At 70.0% G+C, this 26757-nt stretch carries 28 protein-coding genes; 14 read left to right on the top strand and 14 right to left on the bottom strand.

From position 1 onward, the window contains the following. Positions 1-903 carry a GlxA family transcriptional regulator gene (locus ACFOWZ_RS34730; RefSeq protein WP_382378182.1) on the bottom strand — a complete coding sequence of 301 codons (903 nt, stop codon included), beginning with the start codon at positions 901-903 and terminating at the stop codon, positions 1-3. After that, positions 900-1448 (bottom strand): cysteine hydrolase family protein, encoded by a 549-nt coding sequence (locus ACFOWZ_RS34725; RefSeq protein WP_382378181.1) that lies wholly within the window; start codon positions 1446-1448, stop codon positions 900-902. The genes ACFOWZ_RS34730 and ACFOWZ_RS34725 overlap by 4 nt, the downstream gene beginning before the upstream one ends. Before the next feature lie 91 nt (positions 1449-1539). Between ACFOWZ_RS34725 and ACFOWZ_RS34720 the strand changes: the two genes are divergently transcribed. Together ACFOWZ_RS34720 and ACFOWZ_RS34715 are read left to right on the top strand one after the other, a co-directional pair. Further along, complete coding sequence (locus ACFOWZ_RS34720; RefSeq protein WP_382378180.1) at positions 1540-2433, top strand: hypothetical protein; 894 nt, start codon at positions 1540-1542, stop codon at positions 2431-2433. 52 nt (positions 2434-2485) lie between these two features. Continuing rightward, positions 2486-3226 (top strand): class I SAM-dependent DNA methyltransferase, encoded by a 741-nt coding sequence (locus tag ACFOWZ_RS34715; protein ID WP_382378179.1) that lies wholly within the window; start codon positions 2486-2488, stop codon positions 3224-3226. A gap of 3 nt (positions 3227-3229) precedes the next feature. Here ACFOWZ_RS34715 and ACFOWZ_RS34710 read toward each other — a convergent pair whose 3' ends face one another. After that, positions 3230-3580: a DUF2203 domain-containing protein gene (locus ACFOWZ_RS34710; protein WP_382378178.1), complete on the bottom strand. Its 351-nt coding sequence runs from the start codon at positions 3578-3580 to the stop codon at positions 3230-3232. 18 nt (positions 3581-3598) lie between these two features. Here ACFOWZ_RS34710 and ACFOWZ_RS34705 point away from each other — a divergent pair, with 18 nt between their 5' ends. Continuing rightward, complete coding sequence (locus tag ACFOWZ_RS34705) at positions 3599-4480, top strand: oxidoreductase (RefSeq protein WP_382378177.1); 882 nt, start codon at positions 3599-3601, stop codon at positions 4478-4480. On the opposite strand, the gene ACFOWZ_RS34700 is transcribed toward ACFOWZ_RS34705, so the two are convergent. Both ACFOWZ_RS34700 and ACFOWZ_RS34695 read right to left on the bottom strand, forming a co-directional pair. Continuing rightward, positions 4467-5210 (bottom strand): ABC transporter permease, encoded by a 744-nt coding sequence (locus tag ACFOWZ_RS34700; protein WP_382378176.1) that lies wholly within the window; start codon positions 5208-5210, stop codon positions 4467-4469. The two genes, ACFOWZ_RS34705 and ACFOWZ_RS34700, sit on opposite strands and share 14 nt — an antisense overlap. Beyond that, the gene (locus tag ACFOWZ_RS34695; protein ID WP_382378175.1) at positions 5207-6115 is read right to left on the bottom strand and encodes an ATP-binding cassette domain-containing protein; all 909 of its coding nucleotides are present in this window, start codon (positions 6113-6115) and stop codon (positions 5207-5209) included. The genes ACFOWZ_RS34700 and ACFOWZ_RS34695 overlap by 4 nt, the downstream gene beginning before the upstream one ends. A 79-nt stretch (positions 6116-6194) precedes the next feature. Between ACFOWZ_RS34695 and ACFOWZ_RS34690 the strand changes: the two genes are divergently transcribed. From ACFOWZ_RS34690 to ACFOWZ_RS34670, 5 genes are all read left to right on the top strand, one after another. Continuing rightward, the gene (locus tag ACFOWZ_RS34690) at positions 6195-6878 is read left to right on the top strand and encodes a TetR/AcrR family transcriptional regulator (protein ID WP_382378174.1); all 684 of its coding nucleotides are present in this window, start codon (positions 6195-6197) and stop codon (positions 6876-6878) included. Further along, a complete protein-coding gene (mobA, locus tag ACFOWZ_RS34685) occupies positions 6875-7405 on the top strand; it encodes a molybdenum cofactor guanylyltransferase (RefSeq protein WP_382378173.1) in 531 nt (176 codons plus the stop codon). Before ACFOWZ_RS34690 ends, mobA begins: the two co-directional genes overlap by 4 nt. 61 nt (positions 7406-7466) lie before the next feature. Next, positions 7467-8516 carry an AAA family ATPase gene (locus ACFOWZ_RS34680; protein ID WP_030471450.1) on the top strand — a complete coding sequence of 350 codons (1050 nt, stop codon included), beginning with the start codon at positions 7467-7469 and terminating at the stop codon, positions 8514-8516. 62 nt (positions 8517-8578) lie between these two features. Then, entirely contained in the window at positions 8579-9460 is an 882-nt protein-coding gene (locus ACFOWZ_RS34675; RefSeq protein WP_382378339.1) for a DUF58 domain-containing protein, read from the top strand. Continuing rightward, positions 9457-10422, top strand: coding sequence for a VWA domain-containing protein (locus ACFOWZ_RS34670; RefSeq protein ID WP_030471452.1), 966 nt, complete (start codon positions 9457-9459; stop codon positions 10420-10422). Before ACFOWZ_RS34675 ends, ACFOWZ_RS34670 begins: the two co-directional genes overlap by 4 nt. On the opposite strand, the gene ACFOWZ_RS34665 is transcribed toward ACFOWZ_RS34670, so the two are convergent. Genes ACFOWZ_RS34665 through ACFOWZ_RS34650 form a run of 4 tightly spaced genes read right to left on the bottom strand, consistent with a single transcriptional unit; the run spans position 10419 to position 13772 of the window. Next, the gene (locus ACFOWZ_RS34665) at positions 10419-10952 is read right to left on the bottom strand and encodes a dihydrofolate reductase family protein (protein ID WP_382378172.1); all 534 of its coding nucleotides are present in this window, start codon (positions 10950-10952) and stop codon (positions 10419-10421) included. The two genes, ACFOWZ_RS34670 and ACFOWZ_RS34665, sit on opposite strands and share 4 nt — an antisense overlap. Further along, a complete protein-coding gene (locus ACFOWZ_RS34660) occupies positions 10949-11812 on the bottom strand; it encodes a TAXI family TRAP transporter solute-binding subunit (protein ID WP_382378171.1) in 864 nt (287 codons plus the stop codon). Before ACFOWZ_RS34660 ends, ACFOWZ_RS34665 begins: the two co-directional genes overlap by 4 nt. Continuing rightward, positions 11809-13113 (bottom strand): sensor histidine kinase, encoded by a 1305-nt coding sequence (locus ACFOWZ_RS34655; RefSeq protein WP_382378170.1) that lies wholly within the window; start codon positions 13111-13113, stop codon positions 11809-11811. The genes ACFOWZ_RS34660 and ACFOWZ_RS34655 overlap by 4 nt, the downstream gene beginning before the upstream one ends. Further along, positions 13113-13772: a response regulator transcription factor gene (locus ACFOWZ_RS34650; RefSeq protein ID WP_382378169.1), complete on the bottom strand. Its 660-nt coding sequence runs from the start codon at positions 13770-13772 to the stop codon at positions 13113-13115. The genes ACFOWZ_RS34655 and ACFOWZ_RS34650 overlap by 1 nt, the downstream gene beginning before the upstream one ends. 116 nt (positions 13773-13888) lie before the next feature. On the opposite strand from ACFOWZ_RS34650, the gene ACFOWZ_RS34645 reads away from it, so the two are divergent. Next, positions 13889-15178 carry an MFS transporter gene (locus ACFOWZ_RS34645; RefSeq protein ID WP_382378168.1) on the top strand — a complete coding sequence of 430 codons (1290 nt, stop codon included), beginning with the start codon at positions 13889-13891 and terminating at the stop codon, positions 15176-15178. A 63-nt stretch (positions 15179-15241) separates the two neighbouring features. Here the strand turns inward: ACFOWZ_RS34645 and ACFOWZ_RS34640 are convergent, their stop codons facing one another. Next, positions 15242-17824: an FAD-binding and (Fe-S)-binding domain-containing protein gene (locus ACFOWZ_RS34640; protein ID WP_382378167.1), complete on the bottom strand. Its 2583-nt coding sequence runs from the start codon at positions 17822-17824 to the stop codon at positions 15242-15244. A 108-nt stretch (positions 17825-17932) separates the two neighbouring features. Between ACFOWZ_RS34640 and fabG the strand changes: the two genes are divergently transcribed. The 5 genes from fabG (at position 17933) to ACFOWZ_RS34615 (ending at position 22165) form a co-directional block, all read left to right on the top strand. After that, positions 17933-18637 (top strand): 3-oxoacyl-ACP reductase FabG, encoded by a 705-nt coding sequence (gene fabG / locus ACFOWZ_RS34635; protein WP_382378166.1) that lies wholly within the window; start codon positions 17933-17935, stop codon positions 18635-18637. A gap of 34 nt (positions 18638-18671) precedes the next feature. After that, positions 18672-19439, top strand: coding sequence for an enoyl-ACP reductase FabI (gene fabI / locus ACFOWZ_RS34630; protein ID WP_030471460.1), 768 nt, complete (start codon positions 18672-18674; stop codon positions 19437-19439). A gap of 213 nt (positions 19440-19652) precedes the next feature. Beyond that, positions 19653-20678 (top strand): ferrochelatase, encoded by a 1026-nt coding sequence (locus tag ACFOWZ_RS34625; protein ID WP_382378165.1) that lies wholly within the window; start codon positions 19653-19655, stop codon positions 20676-20678. A 33-nt stretch (positions 20679-20711) separates the two neighbouring features. Then, a complete protein-coding gene (locus ACFOWZ_RS34620; RefSeq protein WP_382378164.1) occupies positions 20712-21434 on the top strand; it encodes an ABC transporter ATP-binding protein in 723 nt (240 codons plus the stop codon). Then, on the top strand, positions 21431-22165 hold the full coding sequence (locus tag ACFOWZ_RS34615; RefSeq protein WP_382378163.1) for an ABC transporter permease: 735 nt from the start codon (positions 21431-21433) through the stop codon (positions 22163-22165). The genes ACFOWZ_RS34620 and ACFOWZ_RS34615 overlap by 4 nt, the downstream gene beginning before the upstream one ends. A 6-nt stretch (positions 22166-22171) precedes the next feature. Here ACFOWZ_RS34615 and ACFOWZ_RS34610 read toward each other — a convergent pair whose 3' ends face one another. From ACFOWZ_RS34610 to ACFOWZ_RS34595, 4 genes are all read right to left on the bottom strand, one after another. Continuing rightward, the gene (locus ACFOWZ_RS34610; protein WP_382378162.1) at positions 22172-22555 is read right to left on the bottom strand and encodes a hypothetical protein; all 384 of its coding nucleotides are present in this window, start codon (positions 22553-22555) and stop codon (positions 22172-22174) included. Between the two features lie 61 nt (positions 22556-22616). Continuing rightward, positions 22617-23948, bottom strand: a complete 1332-nt coding sequence (locus tag ACFOWZ_RS34605) for an extracellular solute-binding protein (RefSeq protein WP_382378161.1) — start codon at positions 23946-23948, stop codon at positions 22617-22619. Next, positions 23945-25747 carry a vWA domain-containing protein gene (locus tag ACFOWZ_RS34600; RefSeq protein WP_382378160.1) on the bottom strand — a complete coding sequence of 601 codons (1803 nt, stop codon included), beginning with the start codon at positions 25745-25747 and terminating at the stop codon, positions 23945-23947. Before ACFOWZ_RS34600 ends, ACFOWZ_RS34605 begins: the two co-directional genes overlap by 4 nt. A 101-nt stretch (positions 25748-25848) precedes the next feature. Beyond that, positions 25849-26646, bottom strand: coding sequence for a hypothetical protein (locus tag ACFOWZ_RS34595; protein WP_382378159.1), 798 nt, complete (start codon positions 26644-26646; stop codon positions 25849-25851). Positions 26647-26757: the final 111 nt, after the last annotated feature.

Here is a 26757-nt window from a genome sequence, read left to right as displayed (position 1 = left end):
TCAGCGGGAGCGCAGCCGGCGCAGCATCCGGGCGTCCTCGAAGCCCACGTTCCGCGCCGCTGACTCGACAGTGGCGCCCTGGCCGATGAGGTGCTCCGCCCGTTCGACGCGCAGGGCTTGTTGGTATTTCAACGGCGTCATGCCGGTCGCACGGCCGAACAGTCGCGTGACGGTTCGTTCGCTGCAACCGGCGAGTTTTGCCAGCTCTGCCAAGGAAAGACGATCGGTGAGGCGTGACTCGATGACGTCCTGGATGCGGTGCACCGTCTCGTTGATGTGCGAGCGGTGCCGCAGCAGCACGCTGGCTTGCTGGTCGTCACCGTTCCTGCGCGCGTAGACGACCATCGTGCGTGCGATGGCCGCGGCGACGGTGGGGCCGTGGCGCACGGCGACGAGGTGCAGGGCCAGGTCGATGCCGCTCGCGATGCCCGCGGACGTCACCACTCGGTTGTCCTCCACGAACAGAACGTCACGCACGACCCGTGCGGCGGGGTAGCGCTGTTCGAGTTCGTCCTGCAGTTCGTGGTGTGTGGTGCACCGGTGACCGTCGAGCAGTCCGGCGCGACCCAACGCGTCCGCACCGGCACACACACTCGCGACCGTGCCCCCGTTGTCGTGGTGTGTGCGCAACCAGGCCAACGCGCGCGCACTCAACGGTCCGGAACCAACGATCCGGGGCGACCGCCACCCCGGCACGAACACGAGGTCGTGCACGTCGAGAGAGGGCAGCTCGGACGACGTACCCAGCGGCACGCCCTGATGGCTGAGCACGGAGTCCGAGTCGCCCACGTACGACAGCTCGTAGCCGCCCACGAGGTCGGCCGCGCTGGAGAACACCTGCGCCGGCCCCGCGAGGTCGAGCAGGTGCACTCCCGGCACGAGCAGAAAAACGACTCTGGTCACGATCCGGTCAGCGTAGCGACATCCGAGATACGCGCGAACCGGCCCGCCAGGACGTACTCGGTCCGCTCGATGATCTCCTCGACTCCGAGCACCTTCCCCGTCCGCCAGTGCGGCAGCGGCGTGGTCGCGGTCGCGTCCGTCACGAACGTCATGTCGAACCCGAGGTCCGACCCGACCCGCGTGGTCGTCTCGCAGCACTGCTCGGTCCTGATGCCGCTGATCAGCAGCTCCCGCACACCGTGCGTGGTGAGCGTCTGCTGGAGGTTCGTCGTGGTGAACGCGTTGTGCGACGTCTTGGTCAGCACGGGTTCGTCGTCGAGCGGCTTGAGCCCGTCGATCAGTCGCACGTGGCCCAGCGCCGGGTCGAACACGTCACCGCTGCCCGGTTCGGAGTGCAGCACCCACACCACCAGGTCACCGGCGTCGCGCGACAGGTCGACCAGCTGGTTCACCTTGCCCACGATCCCGGGGTTGGACGTCTCGGCCCAGTTGGCGCGCTGCCGGAACGACTCCTGCACGTCGATGACGATCAATGCTCGCTTCATGTCACCGAGCTTCGCCGGGACGACGGCGCGCAGACAGGCACGACCCGGCCGAGGAACGGACGGATCCGGTCACCGTGCGAAGATCATCGGCATGCGCATCCTGGCGGGCGATCCCGCAGACCCGGCGTTAGGCGCGGAGATCACCCTCACCGAGGGGCGGCTCGACGGACCGGCGGTGCCGTTCGTGCGGATCACCGGCCGTGAGCACCGCAAGATCCTCGTCGGCGAGGCGCGCACGGACGGCACCAGCGTCGAGATCGTCGTCCGCGCGGCGTGGAGCGACGAACAGGGCTGGCGCCAGAGCACCTTCTCCGCGGACGACCTCGCCGGATCGCTGGACGAACCCGCCCACCCGGTCGACGGGCGCGAGCGGGCGCTGACGATCGCCAAAGCGCTCGCGGAGGGGTCGCGCAACACCGTCGCGGACCTGCGCGGCCTCCGGTACGAGATGGAACGTCAGGTCGCGGACCTGCTGGCACAGCGCAGGAACACCGCGCTGCGCATGGTCATGGCGCAGCTGGTGGAGCTGTCGCTGGCGTTCAGCCGCGCCCGTGACCACGCACGCGAGGCCATCCGTGAGGGACGCTTCAACACCGTCACCATGCGCCACTGCGAGGCCATCGACGTCGAGCTCGGCGACGAGGTCACCCGGCTGCAGTCGTTGCTCAGCAGCGTGTCGACGTTCGCTGTCGCGCAGGAAGGCGAGGCGCAGCAACGGTTCAACACGCTCGCCGCCGCGGCCGCCGCCGGACTCGGTCTGCCCGCGCTGATCCTGTCCCTGTACGGCGCGGACGACTACCTGCCGTTCACGTGGGACAAGGCCTGGCGCGCGCTGGTACCGATCGCGGGCGCGCTCACCGTGGCCGCGGGAATCATCCTGCACCGCATTCCCGGCCGCACCACCGCGAAGCAGTACCTCGCCGCGCTCGGCCTGATAGCGGGCCTGATCGGAGTCCTGCTGATCGCGGGCTTCCTCGCGCCCTGAAACGGCGTAAATGCTTCGACAGCGTCCTCGGCACTCGGCAAGGTGGTTGTCCGTGACGAGCAGTGAACTGTGGAGCCGTGCGACCGCCGACCGCTACGACGCCGAGCAGACCGAACTCTTCTCGGCTGCCGTTCTCGAACCGACTCTCGCTCTTCTCACCGAGCTCGCCGGAGACGGCCGGGCACTGGAGTTCGCCATCGGAACCGGACGAGTGGGAGTGCCGCTCCGGGAACGCGGCGTGCCGGTGGTGGGCATCGAGCTGTCCGAGCACATGGCGGCGGTGCTCCGGCGCAAGATCGACGAGGACGCGCTCCCGGTGGTCATCGGGGACATGGCCACCACCGTCGTTCCCGGTGAGTTCAGCCTGGTCTACCTCGTCTACAACACCATCACGAACCTGCTCACCCAGGACGAGCAGGTCGAGTGCTTCCGCAACGCCGCGCGGCACCTGGAGCCCGGCGGCCGGTTCGTCATCGAGCTGGGTGTGCCGCCGCTGCGATCCTTCACGCCCGGCCAGGTCGCAGTGCCGTTCGACGTCTCCGAGCACCACCTCGGCTTCGACACCTTCGACCTGGTCGAGCAGATTCTCGTTTCGCACCACTTCACCCGCGACGGCGACGACGGTCGCTACCGCCGCAACAGCTCCCGGCACCGGTACGCCTGGCCGGCAGAACTCGACCTGATGGCACGGCTCGCCGGGCTCGAGCTGGAACGTCGCGTCGCGGACTGGGACGGGGCCCCGTTCACCCAGGACTCCACGAAGCACATCTCCGTGTGGCGCAAGCCGGTCTGAATATCATTCCGTTGGGAGCGGCCGACGGCCGGCGATGCCCAGATCCGCCCGGTGGTACCAGGACAGCGTCCGGTCGCCCTCGAGCCAGCACAGCAGCACCGGTACACCGTCCATCTCGGACGGGAAGTCGACGAGCAACGGCGCGAACCCCTTCAGCTCGGCACCGGTCTGCTGGACGGCCTCCATCAGCTCGTCGAGCCGGGCCTGCGCTGCCTTGAACTCCGGCAGGCCGCCCAGCGAGGACGAGCCGACGGCGAGTTCGGCCGCGTCGGCGCGCAGGCGCACGATCTCGTCCAGCACCGGCAACAACCGGGCGAGCTCGGCCTGGGCTTCGGAGAGGGTGAACAGTCCCACGACACCAAGGCTGGCACAGTGGACCCGGTGACGTGGCGACTGGGTGACCTCACCGTGAACCGGATCGGCTTCGGAGCGATGCGCCTGCCGCAGCAGGGCACGGCGTTCGACCCGCAGGCGAGACCACGCGACCGCGCGCAGGCGATCGAGGTCCTGCGCACGGCCGTCGAGCTGGGCGTCAACCACGTCGACACGGCCGCGTTCTACTTCTCCGCCACCAGATCGGCGAACGAGCTGATCAACAGCGCGCTCTCGCCGTACCCGGACGACCTGGTGATCACCACCAAGGTCGGCCCGAGCCGCACGCCGCAGGGGGAGTGGCTGCCGCTCGCCACGCCGGAACAGCTCCGCGGCCAGGTCGAGGAGAACCTGCGCCAGCTCGGCCGCGACCACCTCGACGTGGTGAACCTGCGGGTCAGCGGGCTGGACGACGTCAGTGCGCACTTCGAGCAGCTCGCGGGACTCCGGCAGGAGGGGCTCGTCAGGCACCTCGGGCTGTCGAACGTCCGGCCGCACCACCTCGACCAGGCGCAGCGGATCGCGCCCGTGGTGTGCGTGCAGAACTCCTACGGGCTCGGCCACCACCCCGACCAGGACGACTTCCTCGGCGTCTGCGGAGAGCGCGGCGTCGCGTTCGTGCCGTTCTTCGCGCTCGCCGGCGCGAACAAGGAAGCCGGCACCTCGGCCGAGGACGACGAGGTCACCGCGATCGCCGCCGCGCACGGCGCCACGCCCGCCCAGGTCAGGCTGGCGTGGACGCTCGCACGGGGACCGCACGTGCTGGTCATCCCCGGCACCGGGGATCCGGGCCACCTGCGGCAGAACGTCCAGGCGGGCGAGCTCGTCCTCACACCGGAGGAGCTCACCCGCCTCGACGCGCTGCACCTCAACGGGAACTGACGCGCCGGAAGAGCCACGTGGCCAACGAGAAAGCGGTCACCAGCAGTCCGCCCGCCCACGTCAGCGCGAGCCAGCCGGACGTCGACGGCGCGGAAGTCAGCAACGACCGCACCGTTTCGATGATCGGCGTGATCGGCTGGTGCTCGCTGATCGCCCGAAGCGCCGCCGGCATCGTCGCGGTCGGCACGAACGCGCTGCTCAGGTACGGCAGGAACAGCATGAAGAAGCTGAACACGCTCGCTGACTCCACCGACCGCGCGATGACGCCCACGGCCGCCGCGAGCCACGACAACGCCAGCACGTAGAGCAGCAGCAAGCCCATCGCGAGCACCCAGTCGAGCAGGGTCGCCGACGGACGGAACCCCATCCCGACGGCGGCCAGCACGACGATCGCCGTGGCGAGGGCGTTGCGGGCGACGGACGCGGTGACGTGACCGGTCAGCACGGCGAAGCTGCTGACCGGCATCGAGCGGAACCGGTCGATCGTGCCCTTCTTCATGTCGTCGGCCACCGACATCGCGGTGGACGTGGCGCCGTAACCGGTGCACAGCACGATGATTCCGGGCACCACGTAGTTCACATAGGACGTTCCCGTGGCGATCGCGCCGCCGAACACGTAGACGAACAGCGCCATCATCATCAACGGCAGCAGGATCGACATCAGCAGCGTGTCGAGGTTGCGCCGGCTCAACCGCACGCTGCGGCCGACCATCGTGAGCGTTCCGGTCATGCCGCCACCGCCGTCAAGGTCGTGAAGACGTCGTCCAGGGTCGGGCGGTGCGTGGACACGCGTTCGGTGCGCACCCCCGCGGCCAGCAGGTCGTCCAGCACCCGGTGCAGGTGGGTCGCGCTGCCGTCGGACGGCACGCTGACCCGCGACCCGGTCCGCACGCCGCCGACCAGGGCCTCCGCGCGCCCCGCGTCGGGGGCGGTGGCGAAGTCGAGGTCGAGCCGGGTCCCGCCGACCTGGTTCTTGAGCGCGTCGGCGGTGCCGTCCGCGACCACACCACCGTTGTGCAGCACCACGATCCGGTCCGCGAGCCGGTCGGCCTCCTCCAGGTACTGGGTCGTGAGGAAGATCGTCACGCCCTCGCGCACCAGCTCGCCGATCGCGTCCCACATCGTCGTGCGGCTCACCGGGTCGAGCCCGGTCGTCGGCTCGTCCAGGAACAGCAGCCGTGGCCGTGCGACCAGGCTCATCGCGAGGTCCAGCCGCCGTCGCATGCCACCGGAGTACGTGCGAACCCTGCGGTCGGCCGCGTCCACCAGGTCGAACCGCTCCAGCAGCTCCGCCGACCGCGATCGGGCCGCCGAGCGGGAGAAACGACGCAGCCGCGCGATCATCACCAGGTTCTCCCGGCCGGTCTGCTCCTCGTCCACGGCCGCGTACTGGCCGGTCAGGCTGATCACCCCGCGCACCTTCGCCGCCTCTCGCACCACGTCGAACCCCGCGATGCGCGCTGTCCCGCCGTCCGGCCTGGTCAGCGTGCTCAGGATCCGGATCGTGGTCGTCTTGCCCGCGCCGTTCGGCCCGAGCAGCGCGAGCACCGACCCCTCCGCCACCTTCAGGTCCAGGCCGGTGAGCACGGTGTTGGTTCCGTAGCTCTTCGTCAGCCCGGTCGTCTCGACGATCACTTGCCACCCCCTTTTATGCGTATGTCATACGCGAAATCGGAATTAGCGTATGACATACGCATCTGTTTGACTAGAGGGCATGAAAAGGGGGCGCAAGCCGACCATCGACGCCGCCGGCATCACGCGGGCCGCCATCGCGGTCGCGGACGCCGAAGGGCTCGCTGCCGTGTCGATGGCACGTGTCGCGCAGGAGATGGGCAACGCGACGATGGCGCTCTATCGGCACGTGAAGAGCAAGGACGAGCTCCTCGCGCTGATGTGGGACTCGGCGATGGAGGAACCGCCTCCTCTGCCGGACGGCGACTGGCGCGACAAGCTCGGGTTCTGGGCGAAAGCGGTGCTCGCGGCCATCCGCAGGCGCCCGTGGTTCCTGCAGATCCCGATCAGCGGCCCGCCGGCCGGCCCGAAGAACCTCGCCTGGCTCGACAGCGCGCTCACCGCCCTCGAAAACGTCCCGCTGGAGCCGGGGGAGAAGATCGGTGTCGTGATGGGCCTGTCGACGTTCGTGCAGGGTGAGGCGCGGCTGATCGGCACGCTCGCCCAGGGCTTCGAGGCCGACCCCGGCCGGTTCAACCACCAGTACGGGCAGCGGCTGCGCGAGATCGTCGACCCCGGCGCGATGCCCGCGCTCGCCGAGATCATCGAGGCCGGCGTGTTCGACCTCGACGACGTGGTCCGCGCCGAGGACCTCGGGGCCGACTTCGACTTCGGCCTGCACCTGTTCCTGGAAGGCGTTGCGGCACACATCAAGGGGCGCTCATGACGTACGCGGCGATCATCCTCACCGGGGGCAGGGGCGAACGGCTCGGCGGCGTCGACAAGGCGGCACTGTCCTACCGGGACGCGACCCTGCTCGACCACGTCCTGTCCGTGGTGGACGATGCGAGCGAGATCGTCGTGGTGGGGCCGGAGAAAGACGTTCCCGGCATCATCTGGGCGCGCGAGGACCCACCCGGCGGGGGTCCGCTGGCCGGGCTCGCCGCGGGGCTGCGGCACGTCGGCGCGGAGTGGGTCGCGGTGCTCGCGGTCGACCAGCCCGGCCTCACGAAGGACACGATCGCGAGACTGCGGGCGCCGGGACGCAACGCTGTGCTCACCGACCATCGCACGCAGTGGCTGATCGGCGTCTGGAACACCGCCGCGCTGCGCGAAGCCCTCCCTGAAGATCCGCGCAACATGCCGCTGCGCAAGACTCTTCAGCGACTCGACCCGGTGGAGGTGTCCGCTTTGCCCGGTGAGGCGCGGGACGTCGACACGCCCGCCGACCTGGACACCCTTCACAGCGGTTGAACAGGCGAAGAGCAAGACTGTCCCACGATCGGTAAACCCTGTTCTCCATGGAGGCCCGCACGTGACCGAGCCCGCCGCCGAGGCAACGCCGAACGCATCGGCGCCCGTCACCCCGGCTCGTGACGCCCAGCTGCTCGAACGCACCGTGTTCGAGGTGAAGCGGGTGATCGTCGGCCAGGACCGGCTCGTCGAGCGGATGCTCGTGGGTCTGCTGGCCAAGGGCCACCTGCTGCTCGAAGGTGTGCCGGGCGTCGCGAAGACGCTCGCCGTCGAGACGTTCGCCCGCGTGGTCGGCGGTTCGTTCTCCCGCGTGCAGTTCACGCCCGACCTGGTGCCCGCCGACATCCTCGGCACCCGCATCTACCGCCAGTCCAGCGAGGCGTTCGACGTCGAGCTCGGCCCCGTCGTCGCGAACTTCGTGCTCGCCGACGAGATCAACCGCGCGCCCGCCAAGGTGCAGTCGGCGATGCTCGAGGTGATGGCCGAGCGGCACGTGTCGATCGGCGGCCGGACGTTCCCGATGCCGAACCCGTTCCTCGTGCTGGCGACGCAGAACCCGATCGAGAACGAGGGCGTCTACCCGCTGCCGGAGGCGCAGCGCGACCGGTTCCTGTTCAAGATCCAGGTCGAGTACCCGACGGCCGAGGAAGAGCGCGAGATCGTCTACCGCATGGGCGTCGAGGCGCCCACGCCGAACCAGGTCCTCTCGCCGGAGGAGCTCGTGCGCCTGCAGGGCGTGGCGTCGCGCGTCTTCGTGCACCACGCGCTCGTCGACTACGTGGTGCGCCTGGTGATCGCGACCCGCGCGCCCGGCGAGCACGGGCTCACCGACGTCGCCGGATGGGTCGCCTACGGTGCCTCGCCGCGTGCGTCGCTCGGCATCATCGCCGCCGCCCGTGGCCTCGCACTGGTCCGCGGCCGCGACTACGTGCTGCCGCAGGACGTCGTGGACGTGGTGCCGGACGTGCTGCGCCACCGTCTGGTGCTCTCGTACGACGCGCTGGCCGACGGCGTGCCGATCGACCACATCATCACGCGCGTGCTGCAGATCGTGCCGTTGCCGCAGGTGTCGGCCCGTCCGCAGCAGCCGGTTCCGGCTGGTAGGCAGTGAGCCGCGACAAGACCGCCGCCGAGCGCCCTTCGTGGGCGCCACCCGTCCTGCGCGGTGTCCGCATGGAGGCCGCGCTGCGCATGCTGGAGCTCGACGTCCGGCGCCGACTCGACGGACTGCTCCAGGGCAACCACCTCGGGCTCGTGCCGGGACCGGGCACCGAACCGGGCGAGGCCAGGACCTACCAGCCCGGTGACGACGTGCGCCGGATGGACTGGGCGGTCACGGCGCGCACGACGGTGCCGCACATCCGCGAGACGGTCGCGGATCGCGAGCTGGAGACGTGGATGGCGATCGACCTGTCGCCGTCGCTCGACTTCGGCACGGCGGCCTGCGAGAAGCGCGACCTGGTCATCGCCGCGACGGCCGCGGTCGCGCACCTGACCCGTGGTGGCGGCAACCGGATCGGCGCCGCCGTCTCGACCGGCGCGGAGAACCTCCGGATCCCGGCGCGCGGTGGCCTCGCCCACGCGCGGGGCATGATCCGCAAGATCGCCGAGATGCCGCGCGCGGAAGAGGGCACGCGCGGCGACCTGGCGGCGTTGCTCGAACAGCTCCGCCGTCCGCCACGCCGGCGCGGCCTGATCGTGGTGATCTCGGACTTCCTGGGCGGCATGGAGTGGCAACGGCCGTTGCGAGCGTTGTCCGCGCGGCACGACATCGTCGCCATCGAGGTCGTCGACCCGCGTGACGTCGACCTGCCCGAGGTCGGCACCGTCGTGCTGTCCGACCCGGAGACCGGACGGCAGCGCGAGGTGACCGCGTCCGCGTTGCTGCGCAAGGAGTTCAACGCGGCGGCCGCGGAACACCGGGCCGAGGTGGCGGCGGGGCTGCGGCGCGCGGGCGCCGGGCACCTGGTGCTGCGGACCGACTCGGACTGGATCGCGGACACGGTTCGTTTCGTGGTGGCGCGCAAGCGCCGCTGGTCTGGGGGTGTCGCGTGAGCTTCTCGAACTTCGTCGCCCCGTGGTGGTTCCTGCTGCTGGTCGCGGTCGCGCTGCTCGGCGCCGGATACGTTGTGGCGCAACGGATGCGGCGCAAGCGGGTGCTGCGGTTCACGAACCTGGAGCTGCTGGAGAAGGTCGCGCCCAAGCGGGAACGCTGGTCGCGTCACGTCCCGGCGGCGTTCCTGCTGGCCGCGCTGGCGTTGCTGACGGTCGCGCTGGCCGGGCCGACGTCCGAGCAGCGGGTGCCGCGCAACCGGGCGACCGTGATGCTCGTGGTCGACGTGTCGCTGTCGATGAAGGCGACGGACGTGAAGCCGTCCCGCCTGGAGGCCGCGCAGGTGGCCGCCAAGTCGTTCGCCGAGGGCCTCACACCGGGCATCAACCTCGGCCTGATCTCGTTCGCCGGGTCGGCCACCGTGCTGGTCGCGCCGACGACGGACCGCGCGGCCGTCACGCAGTCGATCGACGGGCTCAAGCTCGCCCAGTCGACCGCGACCGGTGACGCGCTGGTGGCCGCGATGGCGTCGATCGACTCGTTCGGCAAGGTCGTCGGTGGCGCCGAGGGCCCGCCGCCCGCCCGCATCGTGCTGATGACGGACGGCAAGGAGACGGTCGGTACGCGCAAGGCGTTCGACGCGGCCGAGGACGCCAAGAAGGCCGGGATCCCGATCTCCACGATCTCGTTCGGCACCGAGGACGGCGTGGTCGACATCGAGGGACGGCAGCAGTCCGTGCCGGTCGACGACGACTCGATGAAGGAGATCGCGAAGATCTCCGGCGGCGAGTTCTTCAAGGCCGCCTCCGCCGAGGAGCTGCGCCGGGTCTACGACACGCTCGGCGAGCAGATCGGCTACGAGAAGAAGCAGGCGGACGCGTCGAAGCCGTGGCTGTTGCTCGGCACGATGACGGCGATGTTCGCGGCTGCCGCGGCGTTGCTCCTGGGGCAGAGACTTCCCTAGGACCTGCCGTAGGTCAGCAGCACGACTCCGCTGTCGAACGCCCTGGTGCCTTTGAGCGCCAGGGCGTTCGGCTTCTTGAAGAACGGCGTGCCACCGCCGATCGCGACCGGGTTGACGTAGAGGCGGATCTCGTCGACCAGGTCGTGCTCGAAGAACGTCTCCAGCAGGTTCGGGCCGCCGACCATGCTGTCGCCCGGCAGGTTCCTGACCTCGTCGGGATCGACCTCGGTGCGGGTCTCGCTGTTCCACTCGGTGAACGTCCGCGTGCGGCTGTAGATGATCTTGCGCACGTCCCGCCAGATCGGGGCGAACTCCCGCATCTTCGGCGTGAAGTCGGGGTTGTCCTCGGCGTGCGGCCACGCCTCCAGCATCAGCTCGTGCGTGCGTCGGCCGTCGAGGAGCTGGCTCATCGACGCCAGGTCGGCGTTGATGTAGTCGTGCATGTCCTCGCTCATGTGGTGCCAGCTGATGTCGTGGCCGGGTCCCTCGAAGAACCCGTCCAGCGAGACCGACGCCATCGTGATGATCATCCGTGGAGCCTCCGGTATTCCGCTGCCGCGCCTGGATGCAGAGGTACTTTGCCCGTGTCGATGAGACTGCGCACGTCGAGGTACTGGGTCCCGAGCGCCTGGTCCGGCACCAGCTGCGCCGCCTTGCCCACGAGCAGCCGCACGACCGCGCCCGCGTAGTCCGCGCTCAGGTCCGGCCGGCACACCAGCAGGTTCGGCGTGCCGATCGTCGGGACGTCGAACGCCGCGCCGTACACGCCCATGCGGATGTCCACGCGTTCGTAGACCTTGCCGTAGTCCTGGCGCAGGCGCGGCAGGAAGCTGTCCAGTGGCAGCAGCCTGATGCCGCTGGCCTTGTCGAGCTCCGGGGTCGGGACGCCGCCGGACCACAGCAGCGCCGCGATCTCACCCGCCTTCAGGGCGTCCACGGCGTTGCGCAACGGGTAGTGCTCCTCCTGCACGCCCAGCGCGAGCCTGGAGCCCTGCAGTGCGGCGCCGGAGCCGGCCGCGCCGAGCGACACCGGTTTGCCGATCAGGTCGGTGGCGGAGCGGTAGGGCGAGGAGTCGAGGACCACCAGCTGCAGGTAGTTCTCGTAGACGCGGCCCAGTGCGACCAGGCCGGGTTCCAGGTGGGCGCTGTCGCTCAGGGTCAGCGCCAGGTCGGCGGTGTGCTCGCGGAGGTGCTTGAGGTTGTCGGCGCTGCCGCCGGTCTCGACCGGGGTGATGGTCAGCGGGCTGGGGGCGAGGCGGGAGATCAGCGCGGCGAAGTCGTTGTAGAAGCCGCCGGGTTCGCCGCCCGCGATCCGGATCGTGCCGGACGGCTCGCTGGTGCCGCACGCGGTCAGGGCCAGGGCGCCGAGCAGGAAGGTTCTGCGTCTCACAGCAGCGGCTCCTTCGGCAGCTCCACCGTCACGACCAGGCCGTTGTCGGTGTGCAGCTTGAGCTTCCCGTCGTGCGCGGTGACGATCCGTTCCGCGATGGCGAGGCCCAGGCCCGTGCCGCGCTGGGAGTCGTCGCCGCGCCAGAACCGTTCGGTGGCGTGCTTGATGTCCTTTTTGGACAGACCGCGACCGTTGTCCCGCACGGTCAGCCTCGCCCGGTCGCACACGACGGTGATCTGCCGGCCGCCGTACTTGATGGCGTTGTCCAGCAACACGTCCAGCACCTGCGCGAGGTCCGACACCGCGCACCGCACCAGCCCAGGCGCACGGTCCTCGACCGTGATCGTGGCGCCGGCCGAGTGGGCGGCGGCGCGCCACGCGTCCACCCTGTCGTGCGCGACGACCTGGAGGTCGGCGAGCTCGGGTTCGACGCCGCCCGCCGCGCGTTCGGTGGCGGTGCTCTCGGCCGAGGCCAGGGCGAGCAGGCCGTCCAGCAACGACTCCAGGCGTTCGACCTCGGTCAGCAACGAGCCGTTGGACGGCAGCATGTCGACGCGCAGCCGCAGTGCCGCCATCGGGTTGCGCAGCTGGTGCGAGGCGTCGGCGATCAGGCGTCGTTGCTGGTCGGCCGCCTCGGCGACGGCGTCGGACATGCGGTTGAACGACTCGGACAACGCCCGCAGCTCGGCAGGACCCGCGGTGTCGGCCACGTGGGTGCGGCGCTGGCCCTCCGCGACCGCCCGCACGCCACGGTCGAGCTCCTTGAGCGGCCGCAGCAGCCAGCGGGCGACGACCAGCGCCAGCAGCACGCACGCGCAGGCCGCGAGCAACGCCCCTGCCAGCACGATCGCCCACCGCCGTGCGACGTCGAGAGCGGCCACGTCGGTCGACGCGCGCAGCACCACGGCCCCCGCGACCTTCGTGCCGGTGCCGACGGGACGCGCGAACAGGACATCCCCACCGCCCCACGGCATCACGGTCGGCACGGGCGCGGCGGGCTGGTTGCGCAACGCCGCGTCGATCTGCGCGGACACGTCGGCGACCGTCATGCCCGACTCGACGACGGGAGTGCCGGACGCGTCGACGACCACGACCTCCTCGCCGTAGACCTCGGCGTAGCGCTGCGCCTCGGACACGACGACGTCGACGGGCAGCGTGGCGAAGCGATCGAGGTCGGCGGTGCGGCTGATCACGAACTGCTGGGTGCGCTCCGACGCCGTGCTCATCAGCAGCGGGAAGGCGAACGCGGTGACCGCCGAGAGCGAGAAGAGCAGCAGCACCAACAGAAGCCGTTGCCGCATCACTCACCGAGCCGGTAACCGAAACCGCGGATCGTGTGCAGCAGGCCCGGCCGGTCGAGCTTGGCGCGCAGCTGTGTGAGGTGCACGTCGAGAGTGCGCGACACGGCCACGAACGCGTTGCCCCACACCTCGTCCATCAACTGCTGGCGGCTCACCGCCGTGCCCGGCCGGCGCGCGAGCACCGCGAGGACGTCGAACTCCTTGGTGGTCAACGAGATCTCGCGCCCACCGACCACGACCTGGCGGCTCTGCAGGTCGATCTCCACATCGGACACCCGCACGATGTACCCGGGTTCCTGCGACCGAGCCGCACTGCGCCGCGCCACGGCGTCGATGCGGGCCAGCAGCTCGGCCAGCCGCACCGGCTTGACCAGGTAGTCGTCCGCGCCCAGCCGCAACCCGCGCACCACGGTCCGCTCGTCACCGCGCGCGGTCAGCACCAGCACGGGCACCGGGTCGATCTTGCGGAGCTTGCGCAGCACCTCCAGACCGTCCTGGTCGGGCAGGCCGAGGTCCAGCAGCACGACGTCGGCGTCGCGGTGGGCGATCAACGCGTCGGCGCCCCTGCTCACGCGGGAAGGCCGGTGCCCGTTCGCCCGCAGTGCCTCCACCAGGGCGTCCGCGACACCGTCGTCGTCTTCGACCAACAGCACCCGCATGCGAGCAGTATCGGCCATGACCGGTGTTTCCTGCGCGTGGCGACGCGCCTAAGTGACTGTAAAGAAGCGTCCGCCCAGGTTGTGACACGTCTCGGGGCGCCACGATGGTGTCCGGCATGACAGTCGTTCAGGAGAAGAGCACCGAGCGCCGAGTGGTCGCGAACGTGCTGCGCGGATCCGTCGGAAACTTGATCGAGTGGTACGACTGGTACGCCTACACCGCGTTCAGCATCTACTTCGCTGCCGCGTTCTTCCCCAAGGGCGACCAGACCGCGCAGCTGCTCAACACCGCCGCCGTGTTCGCGGTCGGCTTCCTCATGCGTCCGCTGGGTGGCTGGTTGCTCGGCCGCTACGCCGACCGCCACGGGCGTCGCGCCGCACTCACCCTGTCGGTCACGTTGATGGCACTGGGCTCGCTGATCATCGCGCTGACGCCGTCGTACGCGTCGATCGGTGTGGTGGCACCGGTTCTGCTGGTGCTCGCGCGGTTGTTGCGGGGGCTGTCGGTCGGTGGCGAGTACGCGACCTCGGCGACCTATCTGTCCGAAGTGGCCTCTCCTGCGCGGCGCGGCTTCTACTCCAGCTTCCAGTACGTGACGCTGACGGCCGGGCAGCTCGTGGCGCTGGGCGTGCAGATCGTGTTGCAGCAGTTCCTGTCCAAGGCGGAGATGACGTCGTGGGGCTGGCGGATCGCGTTCGTCATCGGCGCGACCGGGGCGATCATCGTGATGTGGCTGCGCCGCGGCATGGACGAGTCGGAGAACTTCGAGAAGCAGAAGGACAACCCGCAGAAGGGCACGTTCAAGGCGTTGCTGCGGCACCCCAAGGAATGTCTGCTCGTCGTGGGCCTGACGCTGGGCGGCACGGTCGCGTTCTACACGTACACGACCTACCTGCAGAAGTTCATGGTGAACACCAGCAAGATCGACGCCGCGACGGTCAGCTGGATCAACTTCGCCGCGCTGCTGGTGTTCGTGGTGCTCCAGCCGGTTGCCGGGGCGCTGTCGGACCGGATCGGCCGGCGTCCGCTGCTGCTCGGGTTCGGCGTGCTCGGGACGCTCGCGACCGTGCCGCTGCTGTCGGCGCTCGCGAAGACGTCCGAGGCGTTTCCGGCGTTCCTGCTCATGCTGGGCGGCCTGGTGATCGTCACCGGGTACACGTCGATCAACGCGATCGTGAAGGCCGAGCTGTTCCCGACGAACATCCGCGCGCTCGGGGTCGGTCTGCCGTACGCGCTGACGGTGGCGATCTTCGGCGGCACGGCGGAGTACGTGGCGCTGTGGTTCAAGCAGGCGGGCCACGAGTCGGTGTTCTTCTACTACGTCGCCGGGTGCGTGCTGATCTCGTTGCTGGTCTACGGGTTCATGCGGGAGACCTCGAAGGACTCGGTGCTCGACCGCGACTGAAAGGCCACGCGGAGGGCGGTCTTGCGGCGACCGCCCTCCGCCTCCTCATGGCGTCGACCGGGCTCAGTGGTGAGTCACACCGAGCCGGGTCGCGAGCACGGTGGCCAGGTGGACGGGTTCGCGGTCGGTGGTGTGGCGGATCTGCGTGCGGCAGCTGAAGCCGTCGGCGATGACCAGTGCGCCGGCGTTGTCCCTGATGGCGGGCAACAGGTCCTGCTCCGCGCACGCGATCGACACCTCGTAGTGGCCCTGCTCGAACCCGAAGTTGCCGGCCAGGCCGCAGCAGCCCTCGACGATCTTCGGCTTCACCCCGGCCTTGGCCAGCGCGTCGCGGTCCGCCTCGAAGCCCAGTTCCGCGTACTGGTGGCAGTGGGTCTGCACGACGGCTTCGCGTTCGCCTTCCAGCGACGGCAGCTCCGGTGCGACGTGCTCGGCGAACGTGCGGGTCGCCGCCGCGAGCGCGTGCACGGCCGGTTCGCTCGACAGCTTCGGGGCTTCCTCGCGCAGGAACGCCGTGCAGCTCGGCTCCAGGCCGATCACCGGCACGCCCCGGCTCGTCCACGGCAGCAGCACCCGCGCGGTCCGTTCGACCGCCCGGCGCGCCTTGGCGAGCTGACCCGTCGAGTGCCACGTCAGTCCACAGCAGACGTTCGCCGACGGCAGCTCGACGCGGTTTCCCAGGTGCACCAGGACGTTCGCGGCGTCGAGACCGATGCCCGGTTCGAAGAAGTTCGTGAACGTGTCGGGGAACAGCAGCACCGGGTCACCGCTGCCGAACGGGTGCAGCTGCCGGACCAGGGGAGTGGTGGGTGTGGGCAGTGAGCGCTCCGGGGTGATCCCGGCGAACCGGGCGAACCTCGCGGTGAACCTGTTCACCAGCCCGTACTTCAGCCACGTCGGCAGCCAGCCCATCGCGTAGTGCGAACGCGGCCGCGGCCGTCCCTTGTAGTGCTCGTGCAGGAACTCCGCCTTGTAGCTCGCCATGTCCACGTCGACCGGGCAGTCGCGCTTGCAGCCCTTGCACCCCAGGCAGAGGTCCAGCGCCTCGGCGACCTCGGCGGACCGCCAGCCGTCCTTGATCACGTCACCGGCGAGCATCTCGAACAGCAGGTGCGCGCGGCCGCGCGTCGAGTGCTTCTCCTCGCGGGTGACGCGGTAGCTCGGGCACATCACGCCGCCCTTGGTGTTCAGGCACTTGCCCACGCCGACGCACCGCCGGGTGTCGCTCGCGAACTCCGCGCGCGTCGGGATCCTCGGTGGTGCGACGAGGATCCGCAGGTCGTCGTCGAGCTTCGCCGGGGCCACGATCCGGCCGGGGTTGAGCAGGTTCGCGGGGTCGAACGCGTGCTTGAACTCCTCGAACGCCCTGATCGCCTCCGGCGGGTACATCCGGCTGAGCAGCTCGGACCGCGCCTGGCCGTCGCCGTGCTCGCCCGACAGGCTGCCGCCGTGGCTCACGACCAGGTCCGCGGCGTCCTGCAGGAACTCGCGGTAGCCGTGCGCGAGGTCGAAGTCGATGCGGACGTGCAGGCAGCCCTCGCCGTAGTGGCCGTACGTGACGCCGCGCCGGCCGTGCCCGGTCAGCAGCTGGTCGAACTCGCGCAGGTAGGCGCCGAGGCGTTCCGGCGGGACGGCCGCGTCCTCCCAGCCCGACCACGCCTCGCTGCCGTCGGCCATGCGGGTGGCGAGCCCGGCGCCGTCCTCGCGGATCCGCCACAGCGCCCGCTGGTGCGCCGGGTCGTGGACGATCATCGAGTTCTTCGTGATCGCCGCGACGCGTTCGGGGTGGTCCTCCACCTCGACGAACAGCCAGCTGCGGCCTTCCGGCAGGTCGGGACGGGTCCGCACGCTGTCCACCAGCGAGGAGTTGAGGCCCTCGATCGCCAGCGCGTCCTCGATCTGGGTGACCTGGTCGGCGGCCTCGTAGGTGTCCGCGAAGCCGAGCACGACGAGAACGCGCCGCTCAGGCCTGCGCACGAGCTTCAGCTCCGCGCCGAGCACGACCACGCAGGTGCCCTCGGTGCCGACGAGCTGCTGGGTGAGCGTCGGGGCGTCGAGCGCGTACCCGCTGACCCTGCGGCCCAGCTGCGGGAACCACGCCGGGTCGTGCGCGGGAAGGCTCAGCGGCGGGGGAGCGGTCGTGTCGAACGTGCGGCCGTCGACCGTGAGCACGTTCAGATTCGTGACGTTCTCGCTGGTCTTGCCCCACTTCACCGAGTGCGCGCCGCACGCGTTGTTGCCGATCATCCCGCCGATCGTGCAGCGCGAGTGCGTCGACGGGTCCGGTCCGAAGACGTAGTCGCCGGCGCTCGCGTTGATCTTGTCGAGCACCGCGCCCGGCTGCGCGAACGCCCGGTCGCCACTGATCTCGAACGCGGTCAGGTACCGGCTGAAGTCGATCACCAGGCCGGTGCCGCACGCGTTGCCCGCGACGGAGGTCCCGGCGCCCCGGCTGGTGATCGGCACGCGGTGCTCGGCGGCCAGCGCCACAGCGGCCCCTACCGCTTCGGGGGTGCGCGGGCGGATGATCACCCGTGGCACGTGCCGGTAGTTCGACGCGTCCGCCGAGTAGAGCGCCCTGCTCGCGGGATCGTCGAGGACGTCGCCGTCCACGTGGCGCCGGAGTTGATCGAGAAAGGCCCGCATCACCCGATCATGCCCCGGCTGGTGTGACATGTCCCCGCCGATGCCGGTCTACCTGCCGGTAGCCGATAGCCTCACCCGGTCAACCAGCAGCGATTGCAGGGAGAGCTAGTGAGTCGGTCCGTTCTGGTCACCGGAGGCAACCGCGGCATCGGCCTCGCCATCGCGCAGGCGTTCGCGGCGCAGGGCGACAAGGTCGCGGTGACGCACCGCGGGTCCGGCGCTCCCGAAGGCCTGCTCGGCGTGAAGTGCGACGTGACGAACTCCGAGGAGATCGACGCCGCGTTCACCGAGATCGAGGCCGCGCACGGCCCGGTCGAGGTGCTCGTCGCCAACGCGGGCATCACCGAGGACACCCTGCTGCTGCGCATGAGCGAGGAGCAGTTCACCAAGGTCATCGACGCGAACCTGACCGGCGCGTTCCGGTTCGCCCAGCGCGCCTCCCGCGGCATGCTGCGCAAGAAGTTCGGCCGCATCGTCTTCATCTCCTCGGTCGTGGGTCTGACCGGTGGCGCGGGCCAGGTCAACTACGCGGCGTCCAAGGCCGGCATGGTCGGCATGGCGCGCTCGATCGCCCTGGAGCTGGGTTCGCGCAACATCACCGCGAACGTCGTCTCGCCCGGCTTCATCACCACCGACATGACGGCCGAGCTGCCCGAGGCCGTCCGGGAGGCCGCGCTGAAGCAGATCCCGGCCGGTCGCTACGGCGCGGCCGACGAGATCGCGCGCGCCGTCACGTTCCTCGCGGCGAACGAGGCGGGCTACATCAACGGTGCCGTGCTGCCGGTCGACGGCGGCCTCGGCATGGGCCACTGAAGTTTCTGTTCTTTCTGGGAAAGGGTTGGATCAAGTGACCGGACTGCTCGAAGGCAAGCGACTGCTGATCACGGGTGTGATCACCGACGCGTCGATCGCCTTCCACGTCGCACGCGTCGCCCAGGAGCAGGGTGCCGAGGTCGTGCTGACCGGGTTCGGCCGGATGAGCCTCGTGCAGCGCATCGCCCAGCGCCTGCCCAAGCCCGCGCCCGTGGTCGAGCTCGACGTGCAGAACCAGGAGCACCTGGACACGCTCGCCGACCGCGTCCGTGAGCACGTCGACGGCCTCGACGGTGTCGTGCACGCCATCGGCTTCGCCCCGCAGAGCTGCCTCGGCGCGCCGTTCATGGACGCGCCGTGGGAGGACGTCTCCGTCGCGATGCACGTCTCGGCGTACTCGTACAAGGCGCTGGTGCAGGCCGTCCGTCCGTTGCTGTCGCACGGCTCGTCGGTCGTCGGTCTCGACTTCGACGCCCGTCAGGCGTGGCCCGCCTACAACTGGATGGGCGCGGCGAAGGCGGCGTTCGAGTCGATCAACCGCTACATGGCGCGCGACCTCGGCCCGGACGGCATCCGCGTGAACCTCATCTCGGCGGGCCCGGTGCGCACCATGGCCGCGAAGTCGATCCCCGGCTTCTCCGAGCTGGAGAAGATGTGGGGCGAGAAGGCTCCGCTGTCGTGGGACGTCGACGACCCGACGCCGGTCGCGAAGTCGGTGTGCGGCCTGCTGTCCGACTGGTTCCCGGCCACCACCGGTTCGATGGTGTTCGTCGACGGCGGCGTCCACTTCCTAGGTCTCTGACGCCTGTTTTGAGGCACGCGGGGCCCTTTCGTGCGCCAGAAGAGTACGAAAGCTCCCCGCGTACTCCTCTCTGCTCGGCCTCTGACGTCCTGCTTCAGTCGCACGCGGGGCCCTTTCGTTCGCACTGGGTGAACGAAAGCTCCCCGCGTGCACTTCGCAACAGGGGCGGCGGCTCGTCGTGTGAGTCGATTCGGCGTCTGATTGGATGGGGCGGTGAGTTTCGATGCGCTGCTCTGGTTGTCGTTCGGTGGCCCAGAGGGTCCTGAGGACGTCCGCCCCTTCCTGGAGAACGTGGTTCGCGGACGTGGCGTGCCGCCGGAGCGGCTGGACGAGGTCGAGGCCCATTACCAGCACTTCGGCGGCGTCTCGCCGATCAACCGCCTGAACCTCGAAGCCATCGAGGCCGTCCGCGCCACTGGCTTCGAGCTGCCGATCTACTTCGGCAACCGCAACTGGCACCCGATGGTCGAGGACACCGTCGCGCAGATGAAGGCCGACGGCGTTCGCAGGGCGCTGGTCTTCCCGACGAGCGCGTACGGCGGCTACTCCGCGTGCCGCCAGTACGACGAGGACATCGTGCGGGCGTTGCAGGCCGTGCCGGACGGTCCGGAACTGGTGAAGCTGCGCCAGTTCTTCGACCACCCGCTGTTCATCTCCGCCTTCGCGGACGGCGTGCGTGCCGCGGCTGCGTCCCTGTCCGGTTCCTACCGGCTCGTCTTCACCGCGCACTCGGTGCCGGTGTCGGCCGACAAGGCCGCCGGCCCGCCGTCCGAGGGCGGTTACCGCTACTCGCGCCAGGTCGTCGAGGCCTCCCGCCTGGTCGCCGCCGAGCTGGGCATCACCGAGTACGACGTCGTGTGGCAGTCGCGGTCCGGTCCGCCGCAGATCCCGTGGCTGGAGCCGGACATCGTCGACCACGTCGACGCCCTGCACGCCAAGGGCGTCACCGGGGTCGTGGTGTGCCCGATCGGGTTCGTGTCCGACCACCTCGAGGTCGTGTGGGACCTCGACACCGAGGCCCGCGACCGCGCTGCGGAGCTCGGCATGGAGTTCGCCCGCGCCGCGACCCCGAACGGGGACCCGCGCTTCGCCGAGCTCGTGGTCGAGCTGGTCGCCGAGCACACGGCGGGTGCGCCCGTGCGGAAGCTGTCGTCGTTCGTGGCGGCGGGGTGCACGGTGAACGGTGCGCCGTGCGCGCCGTTGTGTTGCGAACCGGCCAAGAGGCCCGTTCGCCCCTAGACACCGGTTATTCAACGGGCGCAGAATTGGTGGATGACCAGTTCCGCGGCCGTCGAGGTCAAGGGGCTCCGGGTCCACCGGGGCGGGCGTCTGGTCCTGCGGGATGTGAGCTGCACGATCCCGCAGGGCAGTGTCACCGGGCTGCTCGGCCCGAGCGGCTGCGGCAAGACCACCCTGATGCGCGCGGTGGTGGGCGTGCAGATCGTCTCGGGCGGGTCGGTCTCCGTGCTGGGTGCACCGGCCGGCAGCCCCGGGCTGCGCAACCGGATCGGATACGCCACCCAGAACCCCTCCGTGTACGGGGATCTCACCGTGGTCGAGAACCTGCGCTACTTCTGTGCGGTCCTGCGCGCGCCTCGATCCGACGTCGCTCGCGTGGTTGACGAAGTGGGCCTGGGCGGGCACGAAGGCCAGCTCGTGTCCTCTTTGTCCGGTGGTGAGCTGTCGCGCACGAGCCTGGCTGTCGCGCTGCTCGGCACACCCGAGCTGTTGGTGCTCGACGAACCGACGGTCGGCCTCGACCCGTTGCTGCGTGACGAGCTGTGGACGTTGTTCCGCACGTTGGCGTCGAGTGGGGTGACGTTGCTGGTTTCCAGCCACGTCATGGACGAGGCGGCACGCTGCGAGCGGTTGTTGTTGATGCGCGACGGTGCGTTGCTCGCCGACGACACGCCTTCCGCACTGCTCGCCCGGACGGGCACCGGTGACCTGGAGCAGGCGTTCCTGTCGCTGGTCAGGGAGAAGGAGGCGGCGTGAACACCTCGATCCTGCTCGCCACGACCGCGCGGATTCTGAACCAGTTCCGCCACGACCGCCGCACCGTCGCGCTGATGGTGCTCATGCCGTCGTTGCTGCTGATCCTGCTGCGGTTCGTCTTCAACTCCGAAGCCGCCTTCAGCCGTGCCGCACCGGCACTGCTGGCGGTCTTCCCGTTCGCGATCATGTTCATCGTCACGTCGATCACCACCCTGCGCGAACGCACGACGGCGACGCTGGAAAGGCTGATGACGATGCCGATCGCCAAGCTGGACCTGTTGTTCGGCTACGCGCTGGCGTTCGGGGTCGTGGCGCTCGTGCAGGTGCTTGTCGCCGTTGGTGTTTCGTTGTGGTGGCTCGGGCTGTCGATCGGTGGTTCGGTCTGGCTGCTCGTGGTCATCGCCGGGATGGATGCCTTGCTGGGCACGGCTTTGGGGTTGTTCGCCAGCGCGTTCGCCCGCACCGAGTTCCAGGCCGTGCAGTTCATGCCGTTGTTCGTCATGCCGCAGGTGTTGTTGTGCGGGCTGTTCGCGCCGCGCGAGTCGATGACGCCCGTGTTGGAGTGGCTGTCCAACGTCATGCCGTTGTCGTACGCCGTGGACGCGCTCACGGCCGTGACGACGTCGTCCGACATCACCGGCGAACTGCTGCGCAACCTCGTGATCGTGGCGGCGTGCGGGTTGCTGGCGTTGGTGCTGGGCGCCGTGACGCTGCGCAGGCGCACGCCATGAGCGGTTCTACGGTCTGGGGCGGAAGTAGCAGGTAGTCGGCGCGATCACCAGCGTCGAGTCCTGGTAGGCGGTCAGGCAGAGCTGGATGGTCATCGACTCCGGAAGAGGGAGGAACCACGCGTTCCACGGGGTTCCGGGAACGACCTCGCGGCTGGTCCTCCACGTGTCGGTGTAGACCTTGTCGGGCGCGTGCAGCCAGTACCAGACGCGGTCCGTCCGGATCGTGACGGTGTGCGGCGCCGTGCATTGCGCCGTCCACTGCCAGTACTGCGGGCTCAGCCTCGCTGTGCAGTCGGCGAGCGCGGTGGTGGCGCTCGCGGGCGGAGCCACGACGGCGGTCAGGGCGACTGCCGCGAGGGCGATGGCGGTTTTCCTGAACTTGTAGGGCATGAGACCAGGATGTTGAGGTCTCTGGTGCATCCCAAGCGATGGAAACTGTTCCTTCCGCCGATCAGTGGCCCTGAAGTGCCGCGCTCAGCACCTGGGAGGCGTTGCTGGGCAGAGCACCGTCGTGGTCGAGGGCGTAGCGGACGACGGTGCGGAACTCGTCGCTGAAGCGCGAGTAGTACGGGGTGACCGGACGTAATCGGGCGTCCTCGATGGCTTTCAGCAGAGTGCGCGCGTACGGGTGTTCGGTGGCCACTCGGCTGTCCTGGTAGACGATGCCGCGGGTGGCGGCCAGGCCTCCTCGTTCGAAGAGGAGCTGCTGGCTGCGGGGGCTCGTGAGGAACTCGATGAGGGCCTGGGCGGCGCGCGGCTTCGTGGACTTGGCGGAGATCGCGAGGTTCTGGCCGCCCAGGACGCTCGGGCCGGGGAGCTGCGCCACCTCGAAGTCGATGCCGGGGCGACCGGCCGACTCGCCCCGGTTGCCCTGCAGGGTGCGGTGGGCGACCGGCCAGTTGCGCATGAAGACGACCTTGCCGTCGCGGAACGCCTGGGTGCTCAGCGGCTCGTTCTGGGAGCGGGAGTCCGGCAGCACCACCGGTTCGTCGCCTTTGAGGCCGTCGGCGAGCCAGCGCAGGGCCTTGCGGGTGCGGTCGGAGTCGATGACGACCTTGCCGGTCTCGTCGACGACATCGCCCTTCTCCGCCCAGATCAGCTCCAGGGCGTTCACGGTGAGGCCCTCGTAGTCGGCGAGCTGGCCCGCGTAGCCGGCGGCGAGACCCTCGCCCTCCGGTGCGCGCAGGCGGCGGGTCGAGGTGGTGGCGATGTCGTCGAGGTCGAGAGGCACCTCCTTGTCCGTGACGTGGCTCTTGTTGTAGAAGAGCAGGCCCGCGTCCGTGTTGAACGGCAACGCCCACAGCACGCCCTGGTAGTGGCAGCTCTCCAGGGGACGGCGCAGGAAGCCGCTGGTGTCCACACCGGACAGCGGGCGCAGGTAACCGGACTGCGCGAACTCCGCGGTCCACGTGACGTCCAGGTTGTAGACGTCCGCGTTCTCCGCCTTCTCCCTGGCGCGCGCCACCATCTCGCTGCGCTGGCCGTCCGCCTCCGTGGGCAGCTCGACGATCTCCGCCGGCTGTTCGGGGTGCTCGGCGTTCCACTGGTTGATCAACGCTCGGCGCTGGCCGCCCTCGCTCTGGTCACGGCCGCTGAGCACGACCAGCTTGCCCTTCTCCCACTCGGTCGACTCGCGGAAGAGCGGCTGGATCCCGCTGGTGAACAGGATCGTCAGCACGACGCCGACGGCCACGCCCATCGCGAGCCACGAGCGGTTCGCCCACACCACGCCGGGCGGGCCGAGCCTCGGTCTGGCCGCCCACAGTCGTCGCATCCACCTCATCCGGTGCCTCCCCACACCTTGCGGAACAACGCGGCCAGGTCGTCCCCGAGCGTGTCCGTCGTCGAGTCGCGGCACTCACCGCCGGACGTGTCCGTGATCGCGGCGAGCCCGTGCGCCGCACAGCTCGCGTCCCCGACCGCGATCACGAACACCCGGATTCCCTTCTGCCGCACCGCGTCCACCACGTCCTGACGGGTCTGCGCGCTCGTCGTGTCCTCGCCGTCGGTCAACGCGATCACCGCGCTGACGTGCTCCGCGTCGTTCGCGCCGACCCGGTCGAGGCTGTCGAGGATCGCGGTGTGCAGCGGTGTGCCGCCGGTGGGCTGCACCGTGCTCAAGGCGGTGGCCGCCGTCTGCTCGTCGCGCTTGCCGAGAGGGACGAGCGGCCGGACGTCGTTGTTGTTGAACACCGACAGGCCGTACGTGTCCTTGGCGCCTATCTGCGAGAGAGCCTTGCGGACGCCCTCGACCGCGACGGCGAACCGTGAGTCACCGGTGGCGGTCGGCTCGGTCATCGAGCCGGAGGCGTCGAGCGTGAGCCAGACCCGGCCGGCCCTCTTGGCCTCTTCGTACTTCTTCTGGAAGGACTCCAGGGCCTTGTCCTCGGGCGCGGCCTCGGCGTGGTCGAGCGCCAGACCCGCCTGCACGCCGTGCTCCTCGCTGAACTCGGCCCCCGCCGCCTGCTTGGCGGGCCGCAGTCCGGCGGCGTTGAGCGCAGACATCCCTTCCGGCGTGCCGAGCCACGCCTGGAACTCCCGCGCCGGCTCGCGCGCCGCGAAGTTCGACACGTCCCACTCGTCCCACTCGACGAGGTTCACCGGGTAGTCCGCGTGGTAGGTGTCCGACGGGTACAGCGCGGTGAGGCACGGGCTCTGCGCGCAGCTGCTCTTGTTGTGCCGCAACAACACCTGCTCGGTGGTGATCATCGCGGCGTCCGGCCGCAACCTCGTGGCGTCCTCGACGCGGCGCTCCACCACGGCCGGTGTCAGCTCCTGGTACAACGCGTACGTCGCGAGCTTGCCGTCGATCGAGGTGAGCGGGTTCGGCCGCCCGATCGCGAGACCCTTGCCCGCGACCGCGGTCAGCAGGTCGCCCCACTTCTCGGAAGAACCGGTCACGACGTCCTTCGCGATCCGCGTCGGCACCGCGAGCACGACCGGCGAGAACGCCGCGGAGCCGCCCGGCCTGATGCGCACCGTCGAGCCGAGGCCACCGGCGCGGCGCACCACCTCGGCCGTCTCCGCAGTGGAGTCCGGCAGCCACACGTCCGGATGCGGCCCGATCTCCCGCAGGGCCTGCGACGGCCAGGACGTCCGCAACGCCGTGGCGCCCCGATCGGCCGGTGCGGAGAACACGTGCAGCCGCGCGGTGCGGCAGTCGTGGTGCTCCTTCGCCGTGTGCTGCTCGAACTTCCGCGCCACCTCGCTGATCGCGGGCAACGCGTCCTGCGACGTCAGCACCCGCACCTCGGTCGGCTGCGGGCAGCCGAGCAGCAGCACCCGGCCGTACGCGACCACAGGCGGTGCCGCGAGCGCGATCAGCCCGGCCGCCACCACCAGCACCGCCGTGAACACCACCCAGCGCAACCGGATGCGCTTGACCAGCTGGTTCAGCCGCTCGATCGCGGACGCCGACAGCACGAGCAGCGCCGTGCCGATGCCGTAGAGCACCCAGGACTGCCAGGTCGCGAGCGCCCCCGTCGCCGCCTGTGAGAGCAGGTGGCCCGCGACGGCGGCCAGCATGAGGGCACCCGCGTACCTGGGTGCTGTGCTCGACCGGCGCTGGTCGACGTCGTCCATCCGGCGTTCCTCCCCATCGGCACCCTATGCGGGGCCACCGACAGTTCCGGGAGAGTTGCCGCGTGAGGGGGAGTTGGCCGGACGAGAACCACTCGTTTGGGTCAGTGCTTGCCGGCGCCGCTGTCCGCGAGCACGCGCACGGCCTCGTCCACGGCCGCGCACCGGGCCCGTCGCACGGCCTCCGACAACGGCCGCAACGCCTCGGTGCGGGCCGACGTCGCCGACGCCGACATGGCGCCACCCGGCGAGTCCGACCTGGCCACGGACACGATCGCGTCCACTTCGGCCGCACGCTGCAACACCCGCAGCGCACGCGGCGGCATCGCGTCCGGCCACGGCAGCGACGAGTTCGCGGCGGCGAGGTCCGCGATCTCCTTGCGCACGTTCGGACGGTGCTTGGCCACGTCGAGTGACGCCAGCGCCGCCGTCGCCTCGCGCAGCGCCGCGCCCAGCCCGTGCTCGGCCTCGCCGATCGGGATGTGCTCCAGACCGTTCGAGGACGGCAGGTCGAACACGGTCCAGCGCATCACGCCGTCCGCCACGATCTTCGGCACCAGCCCGACGTGCACCGACGGGATCACCAGCGCCTCACCGGACCGCAGCGCGCACGTCGCGAGCGGGCCCTTGCCGCCCAGACCCCGCACGTCACCCGGCACGGGCAGCACCAGCCGCGCGGACGTCGCCCCCGCGCGCCGCAACGCGGCCAGCAGCAGGGCGGGACCCACGGGGGCCTCGTCGGGACCGGGGAGGTCGAGCGCCGTGGCGGTGCCGTCGTCGTCGGCCACCACCTCGTGCTGCTCGGCCCACGTGTGCAGGGCGTCGAGGACGTCGTCGGAGGCGGCCAGACCGTGCAGCCATCCCGACGTCCACACGACCAGCGTGGCACTCGCACAGGACACGCGACGAGATTACGTGGCCGGACCGGGTGAGCCCCACCCGGTGTGTCCGATCCGAGACACCCAGGGCCTGTATCGAAGTCCGCACCAAGCCCCTGCTGTTTGGCGGGGAAA

Source organism: Lentzea rhizosphaerae (assembly GCF_042649515.1).
In the GTDB taxonomy this organism is placed as follows: domain Bacteria; phylum Actinomycetota; class Actinomycetes; order Mycobacteriales; family Pseudonocardiaceae; genus Lentzea; species Lentzea aerocolonigenes.
This window is presented reverse-complemented; position numbering and strand designations above follow the sequence as displayed.

Coding starts and splice junctions, on each gene's coding strand:
- ACFOWZ_RS34655 (WP_382378170.1), bottom strand. CDS start 13,113: ATGCGGCAACGGCTTCTGTTGGTGCTGCTGCTCTTCTCGCTCTCGGCG.
- ACFOWZ_RS34645 (WP_382378168.1), top strand. CDS start 13,889: ATGACAGTCGTTCAGGAGAAGAGCACCGAGCGCCGAGTGGTCGCGAAC.
- ACFOWZ_RS34665 (WP_382378172.1), bottom strand. CDS start 10,952: ATGATCATCACGATGGCGTCGGTCTCGCTGGACGGGTTCTTCGAGGGA.
- ACFOWZ_RS34690 (WP_382378174.1), top strand. CDS start 6,195: ATGAAAAGGGGGCGCAAGCCGACCATCGACGCCGCCGGCATCACGCGG.
- ACFOWZ_RS34725 (WP_382378181.1), bottom strand. CDS start 1,448: ATGAAGCGAGCATTGATCGTCATCGACGTGCAGGAGTCGTTCCGGCAG.
- ACFOWZ_RS34605 (WP_382378161.1), bottom strand. CDS start 23,948: ATGAGGTGGATGCGACGACTGTGGGCGGCCAGACCGAGGCTCGGCCCG.
- ACFOWZ_RS34700 (WP_382378176.1), bottom strand. CDS start 5,210: ATGACCGGAACGCTCACGATGGTCGGCCGCAGCGTGCGGTTGAGCCGG.
- ACFOWZ_RS34720 (WP_382378180.1), top strand. CDS start 1,540: ATGCGCATCCTGGCGGGCGATCCCGCAGACCCGGCGTTAGGCGCGGAG.
- ACFOWZ_RS34675 (WP_382378339.1), top strand. CDS start 8,579: ATGGAGGCCGCGCTGCGCATGCTGGAGCTCGACGTCCGGCGCCGACTC.
- ACFOWZ_RS34640 (WP_382378167.1), bottom strand. CDS start 17,824: ATGCGGGCCTTTCTCGATCAACTCCGGCGCCACGTGGACGGCGACGTC.
- mobA (WP_382378173.1), top strand. CDS start 6,875: ATGACGTACGCGGCGATCATCCTCACCGGGGGCAGGGGCGAACGGCTC.
- ACFOWZ_RS34610 (WP_382378162.1), bottom strand. CDS start 22,555: ATGCCCTACAAGTTCAGGAAAACCGCCATCGCCCTCGCGGCAGTCGCC.
- ACFOWZ_RS34650 (WP_382378169.1), bottom strand. CDS start 13,772: ATGCGGGTGCTGTTGGTCGAAGACGACGACGGTGTCGCGGACGCCCTG.
- ACFOWZ_RS34620 (WP_382378164.1), top strand. CDS start 20,712: ATGACCAGTTCCGCGGCCGTCGAGGTCAAGGGGCTCCGGGTCCACCGG.
- ACFOWZ_RS34600 (WP_382378160.1), bottom strand. CDS start 25,747: ATGGACGACGTCGACCAGCGCCGGTCGAGCACAGCACCCAGGTACGCG.